The organism is Labedella populi, assembly GCF_004078655.1.
In the GTDB taxonomy this organism is placed as follows: Bacteria; Actinomycetota; Actinomycetes; order Actinomycetales; family Microbacteriaceae; genus Labedella; species Labedella populi.
Genome location: NZ_RZNC01000008.1, coordinates 66,463 through 85,051, shown reverse-complemented (window position 1 = coordinate 85,051; position 18,589 = coordinate 66,463). Strand labels below are relative to the sequence as shown.

The 18,589-nt window shown below is 67.6% G+C and carries 22 protein-coding genes; 3 read left to right on the top strand and 19 right to left on the bottom strand.

Annotated features, from left to right (window positions below):
- Window position 1: 1 nt before the first annotated feature.
- The 9 genes from pheS to infC all read right to left on the bottom strand — a co-directional run bounded on the left by pheS (window position 2) and on the right by infC (window position 6,676).
- Complete coding sequence (gene pheS, locus ELQ92_RS15545) at window positions 2-1,042, bottom strand: phenylalanine--tRNA ligase subunit alpha (protein ID WP_128495821.1); 1,041 nt, start codon at window positions 1,040-1,042, stop codon at window positions 2-4.
- 39 nt (window positions 1,043-1,081) lie between these two features.
- Window positions 1,082-2,002: an amino acid ABC transporter permease gene (locus ELQ92_RS15540; RefSeq protein ID WP_128500233.1), complete on the bottom strand. Its 921-nt coding sequence runs from the start codon at window positions 2,000-2,002 to the stop codon at window positions 1,082-1,084.
- Window positions 1,999-2,646, bottom strand: a complete 648-nt coding sequence (locus ELQ92_RS15535; RefSeq protein WP_128495823.1) for an amino acid ABC transporter permease — start codon at window positions 2,644-2,646, stop codon at window positions 1,999-2,001. Before ELQ92_RS15535 ends, ELQ92_RS15540 begins: the two co-directional genes overlap by 4 nt.
- A gap of 81 nt (window positions 2,647-2,727) precedes the next feature.
- Window positions 2,728-3,600: a glutamate ABC transporter substrate-binding protein gene (locus tag ELQ92_RS15530; RefSeq protein WP_128495824.1), complete on the bottom strand. Its 873-nt coding sequence runs from the start codon at window positions 3,598-3,600 to the stop codon at window positions 2,728-2,730.
- A gap of 98 nt (window positions 3,601-3,698) precedes the next feature.
- Window positions 3,699-4,472: an amino acid ABC transporter ATP-binding protein gene (locus ELQ92_RS15525; RefSeq protein WP_128495987.1), complete on the bottom strand. Its 774-nt coding sequence runs from the start codon at window positions 4,470-4,472 to the stop codon at window positions 3,699-3,701.
- Between the two features lie 106 nt (window positions 4,473-4,578).
- Window positions 4,579-5,379, bottom strand: coding sequence for a TrmH family RNA methyltransferase (locus tag ELQ92_RS15520; RefSeq protein ID WP_128500232.1), 801 nt, complete (start codon window positions 5,377-5,379; stop codon window positions 4,579-4,581).
- A 98-nt stretch (window positions 5,380-5,477) separates the two neighbouring features.
- Complete coding sequence (gene rplT, locus ELQ92_RS15515; protein ID WP_128500231.1) at window positions 5,478-5,870, bottom strand: 50S ribosomal protein L20; 393 nt, start codon at window positions 5,868-5,870, stop codon at window positions 5,478-5,480.
- A gap of 34 nt (window positions 5,871-5,904) precedes the next feature.
- Window positions 5,905-6,099: a 50S ribosomal protein L35 gene (rpmI, locus tag ELQ92_RS15510; RefSeq protein WP_128495827.1), complete on the bottom strand. Its 195-nt coding sequence runs from the start codon at window positions 6,097-6,099 to the stop codon at window positions 5,905-5,907.
- Complete coding sequence (infC, locus tag ELQ92_RS15505) at window positions 6,092-6,676, bottom strand: translation initiation factor IF-3 (protein WP_128495988.1); 585 nt, start codon at window positions 6,674-6,676, stop codon at window positions 6,092-6,094. The genes rpmI and infC overlap by 8 nt, the downstream gene beginning before the upstream one ends.
- Window positions 6,677-7,018: 342 nt before the next feature.
- Here infC and ELQ92_RS15500 point away from each other — a divergent pair, with 342 nt between their 5' ends.
- Complete coding sequence (locus ELQ92_RS15500) at window positions 7,019-7,375, top strand: DUF1844 domain-containing protein (RefSeq protein ID WP_128500249.1); 357 nt, start codon at window positions 7,019-7,021, stop codon at window positions 7,373-7,375.
- 18 nt (window positions 7,376-7,393) lie between these two features.
- Here ELQ92_RS15500 and ELQ92_RS15495 read toward each other — a convergent pair whose 3' ends face one another.
- From ELQ92_RS15495 to ELQ92_RS15470, 6 genes are all read right to left on the bottom strand, one after another.
- Window positions 7,394-8,167, bottom strand: a complete 774-nt coding sequence (locus ELQ92_RS15495) for an SseB family protein (protein ID WP_128500230.1) — start codon at window positions 8,165-8,167, stop codon at window positions 7,394-7,396.
- Window positions 8,151-8,897, bottom strand: a complete 747-nt coding sequence (gene priA, locus ELQ92_RS15490; protein ID WP_128500229.1) for a bifunctional 1-(5-phosphoribosyl)-5-((5-phosphoribosylamino)methylideneamino)imidazole-4-carboxamide isomerase/phosphoribosylanthranilate isomerase PriA — start codon at window positions 8,895-8,897, stop codon at window positions 8,151-8,153. The genes ELQ92_RS15495 and priA overlap by 17 nt, the downstream gene beginning before the upstream one ends.
- A gap of 50 nt (window positions 8,898-8,947) precedes the next feature.
- Window positions 8,948-9,595, bottom strand: coding sequence for an imidazole glycerol phosphate synthase subunit HisH (gene hisH, locus ELQ92_RS15485; RefSeq protein WP_128500228.1), 648 nt, complete (start codon window positions 9,593-9,595; stop codon window positions 8,948-8,950).
- A complete protein-coding gene (gene hisB, locus ELQ92_RS15480) occupies window positions 9,592-10,200 on the bottom strand; it encodes an imidazoleglycerol-phosphate dehydratase HisB (RefSeq protein ID WP_128500227.1) in 609 nt (202 codons plus the stop codon). Before hisB ends, hisH begins: the two co-directional genes overlap by 4 nt.
- Window positions 10,197-11,297, bottom strand: coding sequence for a histidinol-phosphate transaminase (locus ELQ92_RS15475; protein WP_128500226.1), 1,101 nt, complete (start codon window positions 11,295-11,297; stop codon window positions 10,197-10,199). Before ELQ92_RS15475 ends, hisB begins: the two co-directional genes overlap by 4 nt.
- Window positions 11,298-11,367: 70 nt before the next feature.
- A complete protein-coding gene (locus ELQ92_RS15470; protein WP_128500225.1) occupies window positions 11,368-11,775 on the bottom strand; it encodes a LysM peptidoglycan-binding domain-containing protein in 408 nt (135 codons plus the stop codon).
- A 320-nt stretch (window positions 11,776-12,095) separates the two neighbouring features.
- On the opposite strand from ELQ92_RS15470, the gene lexA reads away from it, so the two are divergent.
- The gene (lexA, locus tag ELQ92_RS15465) at window positions 12,096-12,824 is read left to right on the top strand and encodes a transcriptional repressor LexA (RefSeq protein WP_128500224.1); all 729 of its coding nucleotides are present in this window, start codon (window positions 12,096-12,098) and stop codon (window positions 12,822-12,824) included.
- Window positions 12,825-12,845: 21 nt separating this feature from the next.
- Here lexA and hflX read toward each other — a convergent pair whose 3' ends face one another.
- Window positions 12,846-14,402 (bottom strand): GTPase HflX, encoded by a 1,557-nt coding sequence (gene hflX / locus ELQ92_RS15460; RefSeq protein ID WP_128500223.1) that lies wholly within the window; start codon window positions 14,400-14,402, stop codon window positions 12,846-12,848.
- 41 nt (window positions 14,403-14,443) lie between these two features.
- Between hflX and ELQ92_RS15455 the strand changes: the two genes are divergently transcribed.
- Window positions 14,444-15,070, top strand: coding sequence for a class I SAM-dependent methyltransferase (locus tag ELQ92_RS15455; protein ID WP_166426819.1), 627 nt, complete (start codon window positions 14,444-14,446; stop codon window positions 15,068-15,070).
- A gap of 21 nt (window positions 15,071-15,091) precedes the next feature.
- Here the strand turns inward: ELQ92_RS15455 and dapF are convergent, their stop codons facing one another.
- Genes dapF through miaB form a run of 3 tightly spaced genes read right to left on the bottom strand, consistent with a single transcriptional unit; the run spans window position 15,092 to window position 18,577 of the window.
- Complete coding sequence (gene dapF, locus ELQ92_RS15450; protein ID WP_128500222.1) at window positions 15,092-15,973, bottom strand: diaminopimelate epimerase; 882 nt, start codon at window positions 15,971-15,973, stop codon at window positions 15,092-15,094.
- Between the two features lie 10 nt (window positions 15,974-15,983).
- A complete protein-coding gene (miaA, locus tag ELQ92_RS15445; protein ID WP_128500221.1) occupies window positions 15,984-16,937 on the bottom strand; it encodes a tRNA (adenosine(37)-N6)-dimethylallyltransferase MiaA in 954 nt (317 codons plus the stop codon).
- A complete protein-coding gene (miaB, locus tag ELQ92_RS15440) occupies window positions 16,934-18,577 on the bottom strand; it encodes a tRNA (N6-isopentenyl adenosine(37)-C2)-methylthiotransferase MiaB (protein WP_128500220.1) in 1,644 nt (547 codons plus the stop codon). Before miaB ends, miaA begins: the two co-directional genes overlap by 4 nt.
- Between the last annotated feature and the right edge of the window lie 12 nt (window positions 18,578-18,589).

The window sequence follows — 18,589 nt, the reverse complement described above, 5'->3', positions numbered from 1 at the left end:
GTCACACCACCATCCCGAACTGCTGCGAGAAGCGGATGTCGCCCTCGACCATGTCGCGCATGTCCTGCACGTCCGAACGGAACATGAGCGTGCGCTCGAGGCCCATTCCGAACGCGAAGCCGGAGTAGACCTCCGGGTCGATGCCCGCCGCGCGCAGCAGGTTCGGGTGCACCATGCCGCACCCGCCCCACTCGATCCAGCGCGCACCGCCCGAGAACGTCGGGTGCCAGAGGTCGAGTTCAGCACTCGGCTCGGTGAAGGGGAAGTAGCTCGGCCGCAGACGGATCTTCGCCTCGTCACCGAAGAGCGTGCGCGCGGCGTGCTCGAGCGTTCCGCGCAAGTGCGCCATCGTCAGGCCCTTGTCGACCGCGAGACCCTCGAATTGACTGAAAACGGGGGTGTGCGTCGCGTCGAGCTCGTCGGTGCGGTAGGTCCGTCCGGGCGCGAGCACGTAGACGGGCAGCTCGCGCTCGAGGAGCGCCCGGATCTGCACGGGCGACGTGTGCGTGCGCAGGACGAGGTGCGAGTCGACGGGGTCGATGAAGAACGTGTCCTGCATCGCCCGTGCGGGGTGGTCCGCGTCGAAGTTGAGGGCGTCGAAGTTGAACCACTCGCTCTCGACCTCGGGACCCTCCGCGATCTCCCACCCCATGCCGACGAAGACGTCGGAGACACGCTCCTGCAGGAGCGTGAGCGGGTGGCGCGCGCCGGGGCGGTAGGCGGTGGCGACGGCGGTCACGTCGACGGTCTCTGCGGCGAGGCGGGCGTTCTCCTCCTCGAGGACGAGCTCCTGCTCCCGCGCCGAGAACGCCTGGTTCACGCGACCCCGCGCCTGGCCGACGAGCTTGCCGAGCGGCGCCTTCAGCTCGGGGGCGACATTGCGCAGTTCACCGTTCAAGCGGGCGAGCGTCGAGCGCTCCCCCGTGTGCTCGGCGCGGACCTGCTTGAGCGTTGCGGAATCGGTCGCGCTCGCGACGGCGGCGAGGGCCGCGTCGACCGCGGCGGAGACCGCTTCTTCCGTGATGGGAGTGGGTTCGGACACGATCACCCAGTCTAGTGAGTCATCGTCGGGCCGTCGGCGTCAGAGGTTCGACGACGCAGCAGCGGAGGCCGTGTCCTCGCCCGCGCCGAGGGGAGCTCCTCCCGCGCCGGCAGGACCAGCCGCACCGAGCCGCCGCGAACCCGAACCTGTCCGACGCGAAAGCCACCGGGCGAACCACGACAGGAGGAGGTTGATGGTGAGGTAGATCGCGAGGGCCACGAAGAACAGCGAGAACATGTAGCGATTGCCGTAGAAGTTCGCGAGGTAGTTCGTCGTCGTGCGGAGCAGCTCGGGATAACCGACGATGTAGCCGAGGGAGCTGTCCTTCAGGAGAACGACGAGCTGGGCCACGATGATGGGGAGCATCTGCCGGAACGCCTGCGGGAACTCGATGAGCAGCCGTGTGCGCAGCGGCGTGAGCCCCAGACTCAGGCCGGCCTCCCGCTGCCCCTTGGGGAGCGACTCGATGCCGGCGCGGAGCGCCTCGGCGATGAGCGTCCCGTTGTACACGACGAGCGCGGCGACCACCGCCCAGAGGGCCCCCGTCGAGAAGACGAGGAGGATGAAGAGCATCATGAGCAGCACGGGCATGCCGCGGAAGAACTCGATGAGGACGGTCGCCGGAATTCGGACCCACGGGTTGGCCGCCGTGCGCAGGATCGAGAGGACCACTCCGAGGATGAGCGCTCCGACGGCTCCGAACGCGAACGCCTGCAGCGTGCGGACGGTCGCTTCACCGATCGATCGCCAGACGATGGGTTCGGCGAAGATGTCCCAGCGGGACTCGTCGAACATCCCGGGGAGTTCGAGGCCGCCTGACGTCTGGCGAGGGGCTGCGAGCGTCATGACGACCCAGGCGAGCCCGGCGGCGATGAGGACGATCCCGACGACCGAGAGGATTCGGGAGAGGCGCCGGGCCTTGGGACCCGGGGCGTCGAAGAGGATTGCTGAGCCGCTCATCGCGTCACCGCGACCTTTCGCTCGAGGTGCGCGGCGATCTGGCCGAGCGGCACCGTGATGACGAGGTAGAAGAAAGCGACGCCGAGGAGGAGCGCGATGACCGCGTTCCCGTTCTGGTTGACGAGGGCGCGGCCCGCAGCGAAGAGCTCGGGAACGAAGAACGCGCCCGCGATCGAGGTGTTCTTCGTCAGTGCGATGAACACGTTGATGAGCGGCGGGATCGTCATGCGGATGGCTTGCGGGAAGACGACGAGTCCGACGGTCTGACCGAATCCGAGCCCGAGGCTCCGTGCGGCCTCGGCCTGTCCGATCGCGACCCCGTTGATGCCGGAGCGGAGCGCCTCGGCGACGAAGGGCGACGTGTAGACGGACAGGGCGATGAACGCGAACGTCAGGTAGGGGAAGTCGACCCCGAGGATCGGAAGCACCACGGCGCAGAAGAAGAACACGAGAGTGAGCGGCGTGCATCGCACGATCTCGGTGTACACGGTGGCGAAACCGCGGAGCGACGCGACCGGGGAGATCCGGAACACGGCGATGATCGAGCCGATCACGGTCGCGAAGAACCCACCGACGACGGTGAGTTGAAGGGTCATGAGGAACCCGCCCCAGAAGGTGGGGAGGTTGTCGAAGATCACCTGCACGGGCGAGGCCTCTCTGGTGGAGCGGGAGCGGGCGAGCGGTCCCTCGCACATGTCGTGCGCGAGGGACCGCTCGTCACGGGGTCAGTCCTCGTAGCGGTTGACTGTCGGCGGCTCGACGTACGGGAGCACGGCGCCGGCCGTGTCTTCCCATGCCTGCTCGTACGAGCCGTCCTCGTAGGACTCCTCGAGGACGTCGTTGATCCAGTTGCGGAACTCGGTGTCGTCCTTCGCGAGGCCGATGCCGTAGGGCTCCTGCGTGAACGGTTCGCCGACGACCTTGAACTCGCCCTCGTTCTGGGCAGCGAGGCCCGCGAGGATGACGTTGTCGGTGCTGACCGCGACGACCTGGCCCGTGCGCAGCGGCTCGAGGCAGTTTGCGTACGTGTCGGTCAGGACGACCTCTGCTCCGAGTTCGGCGAGATTGTCGGCAGGGGTCGACCCGGAGACGGAGCAGACGGGCTGACCGACGAGGTCGTCCTCGCTCTCGATGTCCTCGTTGTCCTCGAGAGTGAGGATGGACTGACCGGCCTCGTAGTAGGGGCCTGCGAAGGAGATGACTTCCTTGCGCTCGTCGTTGATCGTGTACGTCGCGATGACGATGTCGACCTGACCGTTCTCGATGAACGGCTCACGGTTGGCCGAGACCGTCTCGGTCCACTCGATGTCCTCTGCCGCGATACCGAGCTTCGCGGCGATGATCTTGCCGATCTCGACGTCGAAGCCGACGGGCGTGCCGTCGGGGCCGACGAGACCGAACAGGGGCTGGTCGAACTTCGTGCCGATCGTGATGGAGCCGGCCTCGGCGAGCTCGGCCATGGTGCTTCCTTCAGCGAACTCGGGCGATTCCTCCACCTCGGTTCCCGGGTTGGCCGAATCACTCGAACCGCCGCACGCGGCGAGCGCGAACGCGCTGGCGGCCGCGAGGGCCACCAGGGAGAGCTTCTTGCGCATCATGAGATATCCCTCTTCTTGGTTGTACTGCTGCTGTGTTTCCCTGTCGCCGAAGCGATGAGGCTGTGGGGATCACCCGAGCGAGGCGGATGCCTCGCCCGTCAGTGATTGAGGATCTTCGAAAGGAAGTCCTGGGCGCGCTCGGACGTGGGATTCGAGAAGAACTCCTCGGGCTTCGCCTGCTCGACGAGTTGGCCATCGGCCATGAAGAGCACCCGGTCGGCCGCCTTCCGCGCGAATCCCATCTCGTGGGTCACGACGATCATCGTCATCCCCTCTTTCGCAAGACCGACCATGACATCGAGGACCTCGTTGATCATCTCCGGGTCGAGCGCACTCGTGGGCTCGTCCATGAGGATGAGCTTGGGGCTCATCGCGAGCGACCGGGCGATCGCGACACGCTGCTGCTGACCGCCCGAGAGCTGGGCCGGCATCTTGTTCGCCTGGTTCGCGACACCGACGCGCTCGAGGAGAGCCATCGCGCGGTCCGTCGCATCCTTCTTCGACATCTTCTTGACCTTGATGGGCGCGAGGGTGACGTTCTCGAGAACCGTCTTGTGGGCGAAGAGGTTGAACGACTGGAACACCATTCCGACGTCGGCCCGCAGGGTCGCGAGAGCGGCCCCCTCCTCCGGGAGCTTCTTGCCGTCGATCGTGATCGACCCGGAGTCGATCGTCTCGAGACGGTTGATCGCGCGGCACAACGTTGACTTGCCCGACCCGCTCGGCCCGATCACGACGACGACCTCGCCGCGGGTGACGGTCGTCGTGATGTCCTTCAGGACGTGGAGCTCGCCGTAGTGCTTGTTGACGCCCTCGATGACGACGAGGGGTTCACCGAGTTTCGCCGTCGGAATGGACGTCGTCTCCGGCATGTATCGCTGCTCCATGCCTCCACGGTATGTGAGCGTGTGTTACCTCCGCATTGCGGGGAGTCACCGTTACCCATTCGTGACGTCATGATGGGCCTGTGGGCGACGGTCAGGAGCGCTGGGCGAACGCGCTCTCGTAGAGGCAGACGGACGCTGCGGTCGCGAGGTTCATCGACTCGGCGTGACCGAAGATCGGCACCGTCACGGCACGATCGGCGAGACCGAGCATCTCGTCCTCGAGGCCACGCGCCTCGTTGCCGAACACCCACGCGGTCGGCTCCCCGAGCACGCCGTCGCGCCGCACATCGAGGAGGCTCTCCCCCTTCACATCGGCGGCGAGAACTCGCATCCCGGCTGCACGCGAACGGCCGACGACGTCGGCGAGGTCGGCGTCCACCGCGACGGGGAGGTGGAAGAGCGAACCCGTGGTCGACCGGACGACCTTCGGGTTGTAGAGGTCGACAGAGCGACCGGTCAGGATGACGGCGTCGGCACCGGCGGAGTCGGCTGCTCGAATGATGGTGCCGAGATTGCCCGGGTCGCGCACCTCTTCGAGCACGGCGATCAGGCGTGGAGGTTCCGCGAACACGTCCTTCAGGGCGGTGGGGAACTGCCTGCAGACCGCGACGACGCCTTGCGGTGTCACCGTATCGGCGAGAGCCGCGAGCACGTCCTCGGTGACGAACTCCACCTCGAGGCCCTCCTCGGCCGCGGCCGTCGCGACCGTCGGGTAGCGTTCGAGGGCAGTCGGCGTGGCGAAGAACTCGAGGACGAGGTCCGGCTTCCACGTCAGCGCTTCACCGAGGGCCTGCGGCCCCTCGAGCAGGAAGAGACCGCTCTCCTGGCGAGCGGAGCGCTTCGCCAGTTTCGCGACGGCTCGAACACGGGGCGAACGCGGGTTGTCGATCACCTCGCCAGTCTAGGGCGGCGACTCGTCGCGTCCCCGACGAAACGACGGACCGGCCGGGGAATCCCCCGACCGGTCCGGTCATGATGCAGTCGACGCGATTATGCGGCGTTCTCGCCCTTCGGGGCCGACGTGTCGGCGGGCAGGGCAGCCTTCGCGCTCTTCACGAGAGCGGCGAACGTGGCGGGCTCGTTCACGGCGAGTTCGGCGAGGATGCGACGGTCGACCTCGATGCCGGCGAGGCCGAGACCCTGGATGAGGCGGTTGTACGTGAGACCGTTGGCGCGGGACGCAGCATTGATGCGCTGGATCCACAGGCGGCGGAAGTCACCCTTACGGGCACGGCGGTCGCGGTACGAGTAGGTCAGGGACTTGGTGACCTGCTCCTTGGCCTTGCGGTACAGGCGCGAACGCTGGCCGCGGTAGCCCTCAGCGCGCTCGAGGATGACGCGACGCTTCTTGTGGGCGTTGACGGCCCTCTTTACTCTTGCCATTTCTTAAGTCTTCCTTGCGTTCGTGGTCGGCGGATCAGATGCCGAGGAGCTTCTTGATGACCTTGCGGTCCTGAGGGGCGACGACCTCGTCACGGTTCAGGCTGCGCTTGCGCTTGCCCGACTTGACCTCGAGGTTGTGGCGCATGCCCGCCTGCTGCTTCATGATCTTGCCGCTGCCGGTGACCTTGAATCGCTTCTTGGCACCGGAGTGCGTCTTCTGCTTAGGCATTCTTTTCCTCCTGCTTAGCCGCCTTGTTCGCGGCGCGTTGTGCGTTGGCCTCTGCTTTGGCCTCGGACTTGTTCTTGAGCGGACCGATGATCATGACCATGTTTCGTCCGTCGATCGTCGGGGTGGACTCGACGGTGCCGTATTCGGCAACGTCCTCCGCAAACTTCTGAAGCAGACGCACACCGAGCTCCGGGCGCGACTGCTCGCGTCCACGGAACAGGATCATCGCTTTGACCTTGTCGCCGGCCTGGAGGAATCCCTCGGCGCGCTTGCGCTTGGTCTCGTAGTCGTGTCCGTCGATCTTGAGGCGGAAACGAACCTCCTTGAGGATCGTGTTCGCCTGGTTGCGCCGGGCCTCCTTGGCCTTCTGCGCAGCCTCGTACTTGAACTTGCCGTAATCCATGATCTTGGCCACAGGCGGCTTCGAGTTGGGTGCGACCTCGACGAGATCCAGGTCGGCTTCCTGCGCGAGACGCAGGGCCACCTCGATCTTCACGACGCCCACCTGCTCTCCACTCGGACCGACGAGGCGGACTTCGGGGACGCGGATACGGTCATTGGTACGGGGATCGCTGATGCGTGGCTCCTCTTCTAGAGACTTCCGGCCACTCGCGGAACGGTCGTCCGGCGAGGCGAAAGGAGAAAAGCACACACCCGAGCACGACACGTCGTACTCGGCACCGCACCCGGAACCAGAATCACCGTGTCGCATCGTGCAGAGCACGACGGTCCACAGGCTGGTTGTCGACCGGTCATCCGATTCCCGAAGGAGCCGGCGCCCGGCGGAGTGCAACGACCCGGTAACCTGTAATCGGTCAAGCGCGGGTGGGAGTTCATCCACTTTCGTACCGGGACAGATGTCCCGGAGCCCGAAGCAGTCTAACAGAGGAATGCAGTGAGCAACAGTGAGTCCGGATCCATCCGTTTCGAGGACGGCGCATCGGAGGCGACTGTCGCCGACGTGACGCGGGACATCGCCGATGTCGCTGCCGTCGAGGTCATCACGACGACGGCCGTGCACCTCATGAGTGCAGCGGCCGTGAAGTGCGGCCTCGCCGACGATCCCGAGTCGCAGCAGGACCTCGACGAGGCGCGGAAACTCATCAACGCCCTCGCGGGCCTCATCACGGCCGCGGCTCCCGAGGTCAGCGACATGCACGCGCGCAGCCTGCGTGACGGGTTGCGGTCCCTGCAGCTCGCCTTCCGGGAGGCATCGACCGTCCCCGACGCCATCGGTCAGGGACCGGGCGAGAAGTGGACGGGACCCGTCAGCTGACCGCACGCCGTCACGCCGTCACTCCGATGTCGTGAGTTTCACGGCGAGCGAGTCGACACGCGTCGCGATGACCTCGTCCGCAGCCCAGCGTCGCGCGAGCCGCTCGAGGATCTGATCGAGTTCCGCACGCGTCAGTCCAGCGACGAGTTCGAGGACGACCTGCACCTCGGGAGCCCGGAGCCGAGCGTCCGGGTCACCATGGTTCACCCGCACGGCGATCACGCCGAGTTCCGTCGAGATCGACGCGTCGAACGCGGCGAAGACCTCGGGATCGTCCGGGGCGGAGGTCCACGGCTCGTTGCGGGCGACCGACCAGAGCGCCGGTCGGCGCACCACGAACTCGGTCTCGCTTCCCGGGTCCACCACGACGAGTTCGGTGTCCTCGGACGCCGCCGCGAGGGCGACGCGCGTGCCGTCGGCGGGAACGGGCCTGGCGTCCGAGTTCCAGGCGGACATCGCCGTGACGGACGAGAACACCGGGAGCACGGCCCGTCCGTCCGGGCCGGCCACCGAGACGATGGACAACTCTTGCGTCTTCTCGACGCGCAGCCCCTCGGCGTTCTCCTCGACTCCCCCGGCTTCGGCGACGAGGGGGATGAGGAAGCGGGCGGAACGGATCACGTCGACGACGTCGCTCTGGGAGGCCGCACCGGTGCGGAACCGCTCCAGGACGTCGAGGAGCTCGGGCGGCGCGGAACCGTCGTCGCCCGCGTGCGCCGTGTCGTGGTGCCCGAAGGAACGGTTCGCCCACGGACGTCCTGCGGAGTCCGCAGGCTCAGTCCCCGGCGACATCCAGCGCCTCGGCGAGCGTGAACGCACCCGCGTAGAGCGCCTTCCCGACGATCGCCCCTTCGAGACCCTGCGGGACGAGCGCGCGCAAGGCGGCGATGTCGTCGAGGCTCGAGACCCCGCCCGACGCGATCACGGGACGATCGGTCCGGCTCAGGACCTGCTCGAGCAGGTCGATGTTGGGTCCGCGGAGCGTACCGTCCTTCGTGACGTCCGTGACGACGTAGCGCGCGCACCCGGCCTGCTCGAGACGCTCGAGGACCGTCCAGAGGTCGCCGCCCTCCTGCGTCCACCCGCGAGCCGCGAGCGTCGTGCCGCGGACGTCGAGCCCGACGGCGACGGCCTCGCCGTACTGACCGATGACGTTCGCCGCCCACTCCGGGTTCTCGAGGGCGGCAGTGCCGAGATTGATGCGCTTGGCCCCGCTCGCGAGAGCGGCTTCGAGCGACTCGTCGTCGCGGATCCCGCCCGACAACTCGACGTTGACGCCACGGACCTGCTTGATGACGCGACGGATGACCGCTGCGTTGTTCCCGCGCCCGAAAGCCGCATCGAGGTCGACGAGGTGGATCCAGTCGGCGCCCTGCTTCGCCCAGTCGGTCGCCGCGTCCACCGGGTCGCCGTAGTTGGTCTCGGTGCCGGCCTCGCCTTGCGTCAGTCGGACGGCCTTGCCGCCCGCGATGTCCACGGCCGGAAGCAGCACGAGGTCAGGGGACTGGTTGAACTCGCTCATGGTGTGTCCTCGATCGGGTTGGAGTCGACCGCTCGCGGCCGCACACGATCCTAGTCAGAAGCGAGGGAGGTGAGCCAATTGGACAGCAGGCGGATGCCCGCCTCCCCGGACTTCTCCGGGTGGAACTGGGTCGCCGAGAGCGGACCGTTCTCGACGGCCGCGAGGAATCGCTGCCCGTGCGTCGCCCATGTGAGCCGGGGCTGCGGAAACGGGGGCTCGACCTGGAGCGACCAATCGGACGCAGCATAGGAATGGACGAAGTAGAACCTCTCGTCCTCGAGACCCTCGAAGAGCACGCTCCCGGCGTCCGGCTCGACGGTGTTCCACCCCATGTGCGGGAGAACGGGGGCCGTGAGCTCCTCGACCGTGCCGGGCCACTCGCCGAGCCCCTCGGCCTCGACGCCGCGCTCGACGCCCCGGTCGAAGAGGACCTGCATACCGACGCAGATGCCCAGCACCGGACGGCCTCCCGCCAGACGCTTGTCGACGATCTCGCCACCGCGCGCCGCGTTGAGCGACTCCATCACGGCTGCGAATGCACCGACGCCCGGAACCACGAGACCGTCGGCTTCGAGCGCCGCCCGCCTGTCGGATGTCAGTTCGACGTCGCCACCGGCTCGCTCGAGAGCCTTGACGGCGGAGTGGACGTTTCCGGATCCGTAATCGAAGACGACGACGCGGGCACGACGCGCACTCACAGCGCACCCTTCGTCGAGGGCACGCCGACCACGAGCGGATCAAGCGCCTTCGCCTGGCGGAATGCACGGGCGAAGGCCTTGAACTCCGCTTCGGCGATGTGGTGAGGGTCACGCCCGCTGAGGACGGTCACATGCACGGTCATCGCGGCGTGCACCGTGATGGCCTCGAAGATGTGGCGCACCATCGATCCCGTGAAGTGTCCGCCGATGAGGTGGAACTCGAAGCCCGCCGGCTCGCCGTCGTGGACGAGGTAGGGCCGACCGGAGATGTCGACGACGGCCCGGGCGAGCGCTTCGTCGAGAGGGACGTGCGCGTCACCGTATCGCGAGATACTCGCCTTCGATCCGAGCGCCTCCCGGATCGCCTGACCGAGCACGATCCCCGTGTCCTCCACGGTGTGGTGCACGTCGATCTCGACATCGCCGGACGCCCGGATCGTGAGGTCGGTCAGCGAGTGCTTGGCGAACGCCGTCAGCATGTGATCGAGGAACGGGACACTCGTCTGGATGTCGCTCGTCCCGGTGCCATCGAGGTCGAGACGCAGATCGATCGAGGACTCGGAGGTCTCCCGCTGGATGCGCGCGACCCGGTTTCCACTGCTCATGCCGTCGAGTCTAGTTCCGCCAGCGCGTCGAGGAACGCGGTGGTCTCCGCCTCGGTGCCGGCCGAAACGCGCAGGCACCCGTCGATCGCGAGGTCACGGACCAGGATGCCGCGCTCGAGCAGCGCCGTGAAGACGGCGTGGGGGTCGCGGACTCCCCCGAAGAGCACGAAGTTGCTCTCGGTGCGGTACGGGCGGTAGCCGAGTTCGGTGAGGCGCATGACGATGCGGTCGCGCTGGACCCGGATGTCGTCCACCATCGCGAGCATCTCGTCGCTGTGGCGGAGCGCCGCCGTCGCAGCGGCCTGTGTCAGTGCGGACAGGTGATACGGCAGGCGCACGAGTCGCAGCGCGTCGGTGACCGCGGGCGCCGCGGCAAGATATCCGAGCCGGACTCCGGCGAAGGCGAAAGCCTTGCTCATCGTCCGGGACACCAGCAACCGACCGCGGCCGGGGAGGAGGGTGAGAGCGCTCCGCGTTCCGTCCGGGGCGAACTCGGCGTACGCCTCGTCGACGACGACCATGCCACGGGTCGCGTCGTAGACCGCCTCGATCGTCTCCAGTGAGAGCGGTGTGCCCGTGGGATTGTTGGGAGAACACAGGAAGACCAGGTCGGGATCGTGCCGGCGCACGGCGCTCGCGGCCGTATCCGGTGACAGTTCGAAGTCTTCGTCGCGCCCCTCGGCGATCCAGCCGGTCCCGGTGCCGTCGGCCAGGAGGGGATACATCGAGTACGTCGGTTCGAAACTCAACAGCGACCGGCCGGGGCCGCCGAACGCCTGCAGGACCTGCTGGAGGACCTCGTTCGATCCGTTGGCGGCCCAGACGTTCGCGGCGGTGAGTCGTTGGTCGCCGACGAGATCGCGATTCAGGTAATCGGCGAGAGCCTCGCGCAGGACTGCGAACTCACGATCCGGGTAACGGTTGACGCCGAGGACGGCCACGACCAGCGACTGCACGATGTCGTGCGCGACCGCCTCAGGGATCTGATGGGTGTTCTCGTTGACGTTGAGCGCGACGGGCACCGTCTTCTGCGGGGCACCGTACGGAGTCTTGCCGCGCAGGTCGGCGCGGACGGGCAGATCGTCGAGGGAAGTCACCCGTCGAGCCTACCCATCGACGACCCGGGATCGAGAGCGGCGGACGAGGGCGTGCCCGGCCCCGTCGCCCTCACCGCGCCGAGTAGGCGGACGGGATCGCGAGACGCTGCCCGGCCTCGACCGAGGACGACCCCAACTGGTTGAGAGAGACGATGTCGGCGACGACGTCTCGGGGATCGGAGGCGGGTGCGATGCGCTCAGCGACCTGCCAGAGCGACTCCCCCGCGTTGATCGTCACGTACTCGAAGTCGACGACCGCCGCGCTCGATCCGGCGCCGTCCGAGGTCGCGATCGCCGAGGTCGCGTTGATGCCGGCGACGGCGCCGAGAGCAAGTACGGGCGAGATGACGAGGGTCGCGAGGACGAGCCGACCCCGGCGCGTGATGCGCAGGCGGGCCGACGCGGGCTTCTCGCCGAGCGATCCGGTGCCGAATGGAACGGTACTGAACGATGCGGTACTGAACGATGCTGCGGTCATGTTGCTCTCCTCGTGATGTGAAGCACCTCACCGGTCTGGCCACTCGTCGGCTGACGTGTGTGGTGAGGTACTGCTCCGGAAGGAAGCGAGTTCGCTTCGAGCCCTCGGCCGGGAGGTCTCGAAGCGAATCTCTGTTCCGAATATATCTTCGAACGTTCGAACACGCAAGGCGCGTGTTCGGATGATTCCGGCACCGATTCCGCGACACACTCGAACAGATGTTTGTCTGCCGGGCGAACCGTGGATACAGTTTCGATGTCGGAAGACAGCAGATCACGAGCCACCGACATCGAGTCGTCGGGGCGGAAACGGCGGGCAGGATGAGCGACGAGACGAGCGGCACGAGGGGTGGCCGCAAGACAGAGGCCTCGGTCGCGGACGGCGCAACCGGCAAGGGCACACGACGCCGCAAGAGCCTCAGCGACAAGCAACTCTCGATCCTCGACGTGATCCAGCGCTCGGTCAGCCAGCGAGGCTACCCGCCGAGCATGAGGGAGATCGGCGACGCCGTCGGGCTCGCGTCCCTCTCGAGCGTCACCCACCAACTCAACCAGCTCGAGCTCTCCGGCTACCTGCGCCGCGATCCGAACCGGCCCCGCGCGCTCGAGATCCTCATCGAGCTGCCGTCAGCGGCCTCCGAGTCGCTCGACTACGAGAACTCGACGCCCGTCGGCGACGCGGCGATGGTGCCCCTCGTCGGTCGGATCGCCGCCGGCGTCCCGATCACGGCGGAGCAGCACGTCGAGGAGGTCTTCCCTCTCCCCCGGCAGCTCGTGGGCAAGGGCGAGCTCTTCATGCTCAATGTCTCCGGCGACTCGATGATCGACGCCGCGATCTGCGACGGCGACTGGGTCGTCATCCGCGCGCAGCGCACCGCCGACAACGGCGACATCGTCGCGGCGATGCTCGACGGAGAGGCGACGGTCAAGGTGTTCCGCCAGCGCGACGGCCACACCTGGCTCCTCCCCCGCAACTCGAATTTCGAGCCGATCCTCGGCGATCAGGCCGAAGTGCTGGGAAAGGTCGTCGCGGTTCTCCGCTCCGTCTGACCCTCGCGGTCGAGCGGAGGCTCAGACCTCCGCGACCTCGTCCGTCGTGTTCGGGCGACGCGCGGTCACGAACTCTCCCAATTGGGCCGCGATCTCCTCGCTCACGAGGGCCTCGACTCGCGTGCCCTCCTCGACGTAGTCGATCGAGGTCACCTGAGCGCGCCGATGGAGCATGGAGATGAGCTCACCCCGGTCGTACGGCACGAGGGCCTCGATGACCACACTCGGCCGCGGGAGTGCCTCGGCGATGCGGTCGAGGATCTCGGGGATGCCCTCACCCGTACGCGCCGACGCGAAGATCGCTGTCGGCTCGAGTCCGCGGAGGATGAGCCTGTCGTCCTCCGAGACGATGTCGCTCTTGTTGAAGACGACGATCTCGGTGATGTCCCGTCCCCCGACGTCCCCGATGACATCACGCACCGTCGCGATCTGGGATGCGGGATCCGGGTGGGACGCGTCGACGACGTGCACGATGACGTCGGAGTCGGCGACTTCCTCGAGGGTGGACCGGAAGGCCTCGACGAGTTGGTGCGGCAGGTTGCGCACGAACCCGACGGTGTCGGCGAGTGTGTAGGTGCGGCCGTCCTCCGTCTGCGTGCGGCGGACCGTGGCGTCGAGCGTCGCGAAGAGGGCGTTCTCCACCAGGACGCCGGCCCGCGTGATGCGATTGAGCAGGCTCGACTTCCCGGCGTTGGTGTAGCCGGCGATCGCCACGCTCGGCACCTCGTTGCGCTTGCGGTTCGCCCGCTTCGCCTCACGAGCGGGCGCGAAGCCCTTGAGCTGAGCGCGAAGCTTGGCCATCCGGGTGTTGATCCGGCGTCGGTCGAGCTCGATCTTCGTCTCACCGGGACCGCGCGAGCCCATTCCGGCGCCCGCCCCACCGACCTGGCCACCGGCCTGTCGGGACATCGACTCGCCCCAGCCGCGCAACCGCGGGAGCAGGTACTCGAGCTGGGCGAGTTCGACCTGCGCCTTGCCCTCGCGGCTCTTGGCGTGCTGGCTGAAGATGTCGAGGATGACGGCGGTGCGGTCGATGACCTTCACCTTGACGACGTCCTCCAGCGCACGCCGCTGGCTCGGGGCGAGCTCCGTGTCGGCGATGACGGTGTCGGCGCCGAGGGACGACACGATGGCACGCAGTTCCTCGGCTTTGCCCTTGCCGAAGTACGTACTCGGGTCCGGGTGCGGGCGCCGTTGGAGCACACCGTCGAGTACGACGGCTCCCGCGGTCTCGGCCAGCGCGGCGAGCTCCCGCAGCGAATTCTCGGCGTCCTGCAGCGAACCTTGCGAGTACACGCCGATGAGTACGACGTTCTCGAGCCGCAACTGGCGGTATTCGACCTCGGTGACGTCCTCAAGCTCCGTCGACAGGCCACCGACCCGGCGGAGCGCCTGGCGGTCCTCCCGGTCGAACTGGTCGCCGTCAGCGCTGTCGAAGTCGGCGCTCGCATCCGTTTGAAGGGCCTGCGCACGGCCGGAACCGAATAGGGAGTATCCGGCCGACGGACGCCCCGCGTTCGCCAGCACTCGCTCGACCGCGTCGTCGTTCTCCTGGCCGTCCACGGGGGTCTCATTCATCCGGTTAACCCTACTCTCTGGCTCTCCTGTACCGTACGTCTATGCCTGGCGACCACTATTTCACCCCCTCGCCGGATAGTGAGATGGGCTTGCGCCCGCTCACCGTGACCCTCGCCGGATCGACGCGCCGCCTCCACACAGGCAATGGGATCTTCAGCCCTGATCGCATCGACGTCGGTACGACCGTTCTCCTCTCCTCCGTCCCACCGCCTCCTCCCGGTGGGGACTTCCTCGACCTGGGATGCGGGTGGGGTCCGATCGCGCTCACCCTCGCACTCGAGGCTCCGCGTGCGACGGTGTGGGCCGTCGACGTCAACGAGCGGGCCCTCGAGCTCGTCCGGCGCAACGCGGAGAGCCTCGGCCTCGACAACGTGCGTGCCGTCCTGCCGGACGACGTTCCCGAGGACGTGGCGTTCCGCACAATCTGGTCGAATCCACCGATCCGCGTCGGGAAGCGCGAATTGCACTCGATCCTCGAACGCTGGGTGCCTCGCTTGCGGCCCGGCTCGGACGGCTATCTCGTCGTGCAGCGCAACCTCGGGTCGGACAGCCTGCATCGGTGGCTCGACACGACTCTCCCCGAGGAGTTCAACGTGACGCGCGCCTCCACGGGCAAGGGGTACCGCGTCCTGAAGGTTCGCCGTCGAGCGGAGCCGGCCGCAGACTGATCATCGGCTCGTCCCTCAACGTCACGCGAGGTCGAGCGTCCCCGTGTAGACGAGCTCTGCCGGACCCGACAGAGCCACGTGCTCGCCGTCCTCGGCCGCGAACATCCGGACGCCGAGGCGCCCGCCCGGTACGTCGACGCGCCACTGATCCGGCGCTCCCCGGCCCGCCCAGTGCCGGATTGCGAGAGCGGCAGCAGCGACGCCCGTGCCACAGGAGAGCGTCTCTCCCGATCCTCGTTCGTGCACGCGCATCCGGATGCGTCCGACGCCCTCACGGACGAGCGGGTCGTGGGCGACGACGAGTTCGACGTTGGCGCCCTCAACGGGAACCGGGTCGAGTTGGGGCGCGTAGCCGAGGTCCGCTCCGATGAGTTCGTCCTCGTCGGCGAGGGCGACGACGACGTGGGGATTGCCCACGTCGATACCGAGGCCCGGTCGCGGAACGTCCACGTCCTTCACGCGGACCAGCGGGTCGGTCCGGTCGAGTCGCCACCGCCCGAGGTCGACCTGGAAGCCGTCCACGCCGCGCTGCACGTCTTTCACGCCCGCGCGCGTACCGATTGCGAGTGTGTCGCCCGTCTCGAGCGTGGCGAAGCCGTTGTCGACGAGGAAGCGCGTGAAGACCCGAATTCCGTTTCCACACATCTCCGCGACGGACCCGTCCGCATTGCTGTAGTCCATGAACCACTCCGCCTCGGGAGCCTCGGCGAGCAAGGCACGCCCCTCGGGAAGGTTCTGGGAACGGATGGCGCGGATCACGCCATCGGCCCCGACCCCGAAGTGGCGGTCGCAGATGGCTGCGATCTGAGCGGGAGTCAGAGTCGCGTCACCGTTCGGATCGGCGTACAGGACGAAGTCGTTACCGGTTCCATGACCCTTTGTGAACTCGATCGTCGTCGGCATGGCCCCAATCCTACGGGCGGGCGGAGAGGCCGACGACCGGACGGATCGCCGCGAACGCCTCGTCGACGACGCGGACGTCGTCCGCCTCAAGGACGTGGGCTCCCTCGTAGCGCCGGAACCACGAGACCTGACGACGAGCGTATCGGCGCGTCAACCGTTGCGTCTCCGCGATCGCCCCCTCCTGGGTCGCTGTCCCGTCGAGCTGTTGGAGCGCCTGGGCGTATCCGATCGCCCGAGAGGCGGTCACCCCACGACGAAGCCCGACCGCGTCGAGCCGAGCCACCTCGGCGAGCAACCCGCCGCGCCACATCCGTTCGACCCGCTCATCGAGCCGCTTCACAAGGTCCTCGCGAGGCGACGACAGGACGAGAATGCTCGATTCGGGTCGCGCTGATTGGTCTGGAAGCAGTCCGGTCGCCGGGTCCCCCGTGAGTTCCGCGATCTCGAGGGCACGCACGAGGCGACGGCCGTTGCTCGACCCGATCCGCCGGGCGGCTTCGGGGTCGACGCCGGCGAGGCGGGCATACAGTGAGCCCGGACCGGTCTCCTCCAGTTCGCGCTCGAGACGATCGCGCACCTCCGGGTCGGTCCCGGGGAAGGAGAAGTCGAAGAGGACGCTCGAGAGATACAGCCCGGATCCGCCCACCAGGATCGGAACCGCGCCGCGGCCCGCGATCTCCTGGACGATGCGTCGAGCCTCGATCTGATAGCGCGCCACGGACGCTTCCTCGGTGACATCGAGAACGTCGAAGAGGTGGTGCGGTACGCCGAGCCGATCGTGCTGGGGGACCTTCGCGGTGCCGATGTCCATCCCACGATAGAGCTGCATCGCGTCCGCGTTGATGATCTCCGCGGGCACTCCCTCAGCGATCAGCCGTGCCGCGAGCGCCAGGGAGAGGTCGCTCTTGCCGGTCCCGGTCGAGCCTCCGATCGCGACGACCCGAGCCGGACGGAGCCCGTTCACCGCTGGTCGTCGTCGGGGTGGTAGATCGGGAGTGTCCCGATGGTCGACGACGTGGTCGGCTCCGGTCTGCCGACCCGCAGGGAGGGAAGACCGAGTGAAACGGGTCGAGGACCGCTCCCCCCGCCGCTCGGCGCAGTCGGGATGCCGCACGACTCGGCCTGCGCACGATCCCACGCGTCCCCGGACCGGGTTCGACGGACGGACACGCCGCCGTGGGCTTCTGCCAGGAGATGCCAGGGGGCGGCGTACGTCACGCGCGCCCGGATCACGTCACCGGGCCGTGGGCGCTCCATCCCGTCATGCAGAGCGACGTGGACGAGTCGCGAGTCCTCGGCCCGACCCGATACGCGAGCCGTCTCGGCGTCCTTCTTCCCGTCGCTCTCGGAGACGAGCACCTCGACGTCACGGCCTATCTGCCCCTGGTTCTCCTCGAGGCTGATGCGATCCTGCAGCGCCGTCAGACGCTCGTAGCGCTCCTGGACGACGGCCTTCGGGATCTGGTCGTCCATCGTGGCGGCCGGCGTCCCGGGGCGGATCGAGTACTGGAAGGTGAAGGCTGAGGCGAAGCGCGCCTCAGCGACGACACGGAGAGTCTCGGCGAAGTCCGCTTCGGTCTCGCCGGGGAAGCCCACGATGATGTCGGTGGAGATTGCGGCGTGCGGGATGCGTTCCCGTACGCGCTCGAGGATGCCGAGGAAGCGCTCGCTCCGGTACGACCGGCGCATCGCGCGGAGGATACGGTCCGACCCGGACTGGAGCGGCATGTGCAGCTGCGGCATGACGGCGGGTGTCTCGGCCATCGCGTCGATGACGTCGTCGGTGAAGGCCGCGGGGTGGGGACTCGTGAACCGGATGCGCTCGAGTCCGTCGATGGTCCCCACGGCCCGCAGGAGCTTTCCGAAGGCGAGCCGGTCGCCGAAGTCCACACCGTACGAGTTGACGTTCTGCCCGAGCAGGGTGACCTCGACGGCGCCGTCGTCCACAAGCGCCTGAACCTCGGCGAGGATGTCGCCCGGGCGACGGTCCTTCTCCTTGCCGCGCAGAGCCGGGACGATGCAGAACGTGCAGGTGTTGTTGCACCCCACCGAAATCGACACCCATCCGCTCGACACCGACTCGCGCCGGGTGGGGAGGGTGGACGGGAAGGTCTCGAGCGACTCGAGGATCTCGAGTTGGGCCTCACCGTTGTGGCGCGCCCGCTCGAGGAGCGTCGGAAGAGAGCCCATGTTGTGGGTGCCGAAGACGACATCGACCCAGGGAGCCTTCTCCAGGATGACGTTCTTGTCCTTCTGCGCGAGGCACCCGCCGACGGCGATCTGCATCCCGTCGTGACGGCGCTTGATGCTCGCGAGTTGTCCCAGGTTCCCGTAGAGCTTGTTGTCGGCGTTCTCGCGGACCGCGCACGTGTTGATGACCACGACGTCCGGCTCCACACCGTCCGCCCGCGTGTACCCCGCGGCTTCGAGCGAGCCGCTCAACCGCTCCGAGTCGTGCACGTTCATCTGACACCCGTACGTCCGGACCTCGTAGGTGCGGACGGCGGACGGAGCAGAGCTATCTTCCGCTCCAGTGCTGAGGGCCGGAACGGCGCCGAGAAGCGCAGCGTCTGCGGTGTGGAGGTTCGAGTCGATCGTGCTCATGATGCGGTCAGT

What these genes read in the sequence shown, in the direction of transcription:
- rplT (WP_128500231.1), bottom strand. Translation starts at nt 5,870, where the DNA reads ATGGCAAGAGTAAAGAGGGCCGTCAACGCCCACAAGAAGCGTCGCGTC.
- hisB (WP_128500227.1), bottom strand. Translation starts at nt 10,200, where the DNA reads ATGAGCAGTGGAAACCGGGTCGCGCGCATCCAGCGGGAGACCTCCGAG.
- priA (WP_128500229.1), bottom strand. Translation starts at nt 8,897, where the DNA reads ATGAGCGAGTTCAACCAGTCCCCTGACCTCGTGCTGCTTCCGGCCGTG.
- ELQ92_RS15530 (WP_128495824.1), bottom strand. Translation starts at nt 3,600, where the DNA reads ATGATGCGCAAGAAGCTCTCCCTGGTGGCCCTCGCGGCCGCCAGCGCG.
- ELQ92_RS15540 (WP_128500233.1), bottom strand. Translation starts at nt 2,002, where the DNA reads ATGAGCGGCTCAGCAATCCTCTTCGACGCCCCGGGTCCCAAGGCCCGG.
- hflX (WP_128500223.1), bottom strand. Translation starts at nt 14,402, where the DNA reads ATGAATGAGACCCCCGTGGACGGCCAGGAGAACGACGACGCGGTCGAG.
- miaB (WP_128500220.1), bottom strand. Translation starts at nt 18,577, where the DNA reads ATGAGCACGATCGACTCGAACCTCCACACCGCAGACGCTGCGCTTCTC.
- dapF (WP_128500222.1), bottom strand. Translation starts at nt 15,973, where the DNA reads ATGCCGACGACGATCGAGTTCACAAAGGGTCATGGAACCGGTAACGAC.
- ELQ92_RS15495 (WP_128500230.1), bottom strand. Translation starts at nt 8,167, where the DNA reads ATGTCGCCGGGGACTGAGCCTGCGGACTCCGCAGGACGTCCGTGGGCG.
- rpmI (WP_128495827.1), bottom strand. Translation starts at nt 6,099, where the DNA reads ATGCCTAAGCAGAAGACGCACTCCGGTGCCAAGAAGCGATTCAAGGTC.
- ELQ92_RS15455 (WP_166426819.1), top strand. Translation starts at nt 14,444, where the DNA reads ATGCCTGGCGACCACTATTTCACCCCCTCGCCGGATAGTGAGATGGGC.
- ELQ92_RS15470 (WP_128500225.1), bottom strand. Translation starts at nt 11,775, where the DNA reads ATGACCGCAGCATCGTTCAGTACCGCATCGTTCAGTACCGTTCCATTC.
- ELQ92_RS15525 (WP_128495987.1), bottom strand. Translation starts at nt 4,472, where the DNA reads ATGCCGGAGACGACGTCCATTCCGACGGCGAAACTCGGTGAACCCCTC.
- lexA (WP_128500224.1), top strand. Translation starts at nt 12,096, where the DNA reads ATGAGCGACGAGACGAGCGGCACGAGGGGTGGCCGCAAGACAGAGGCC.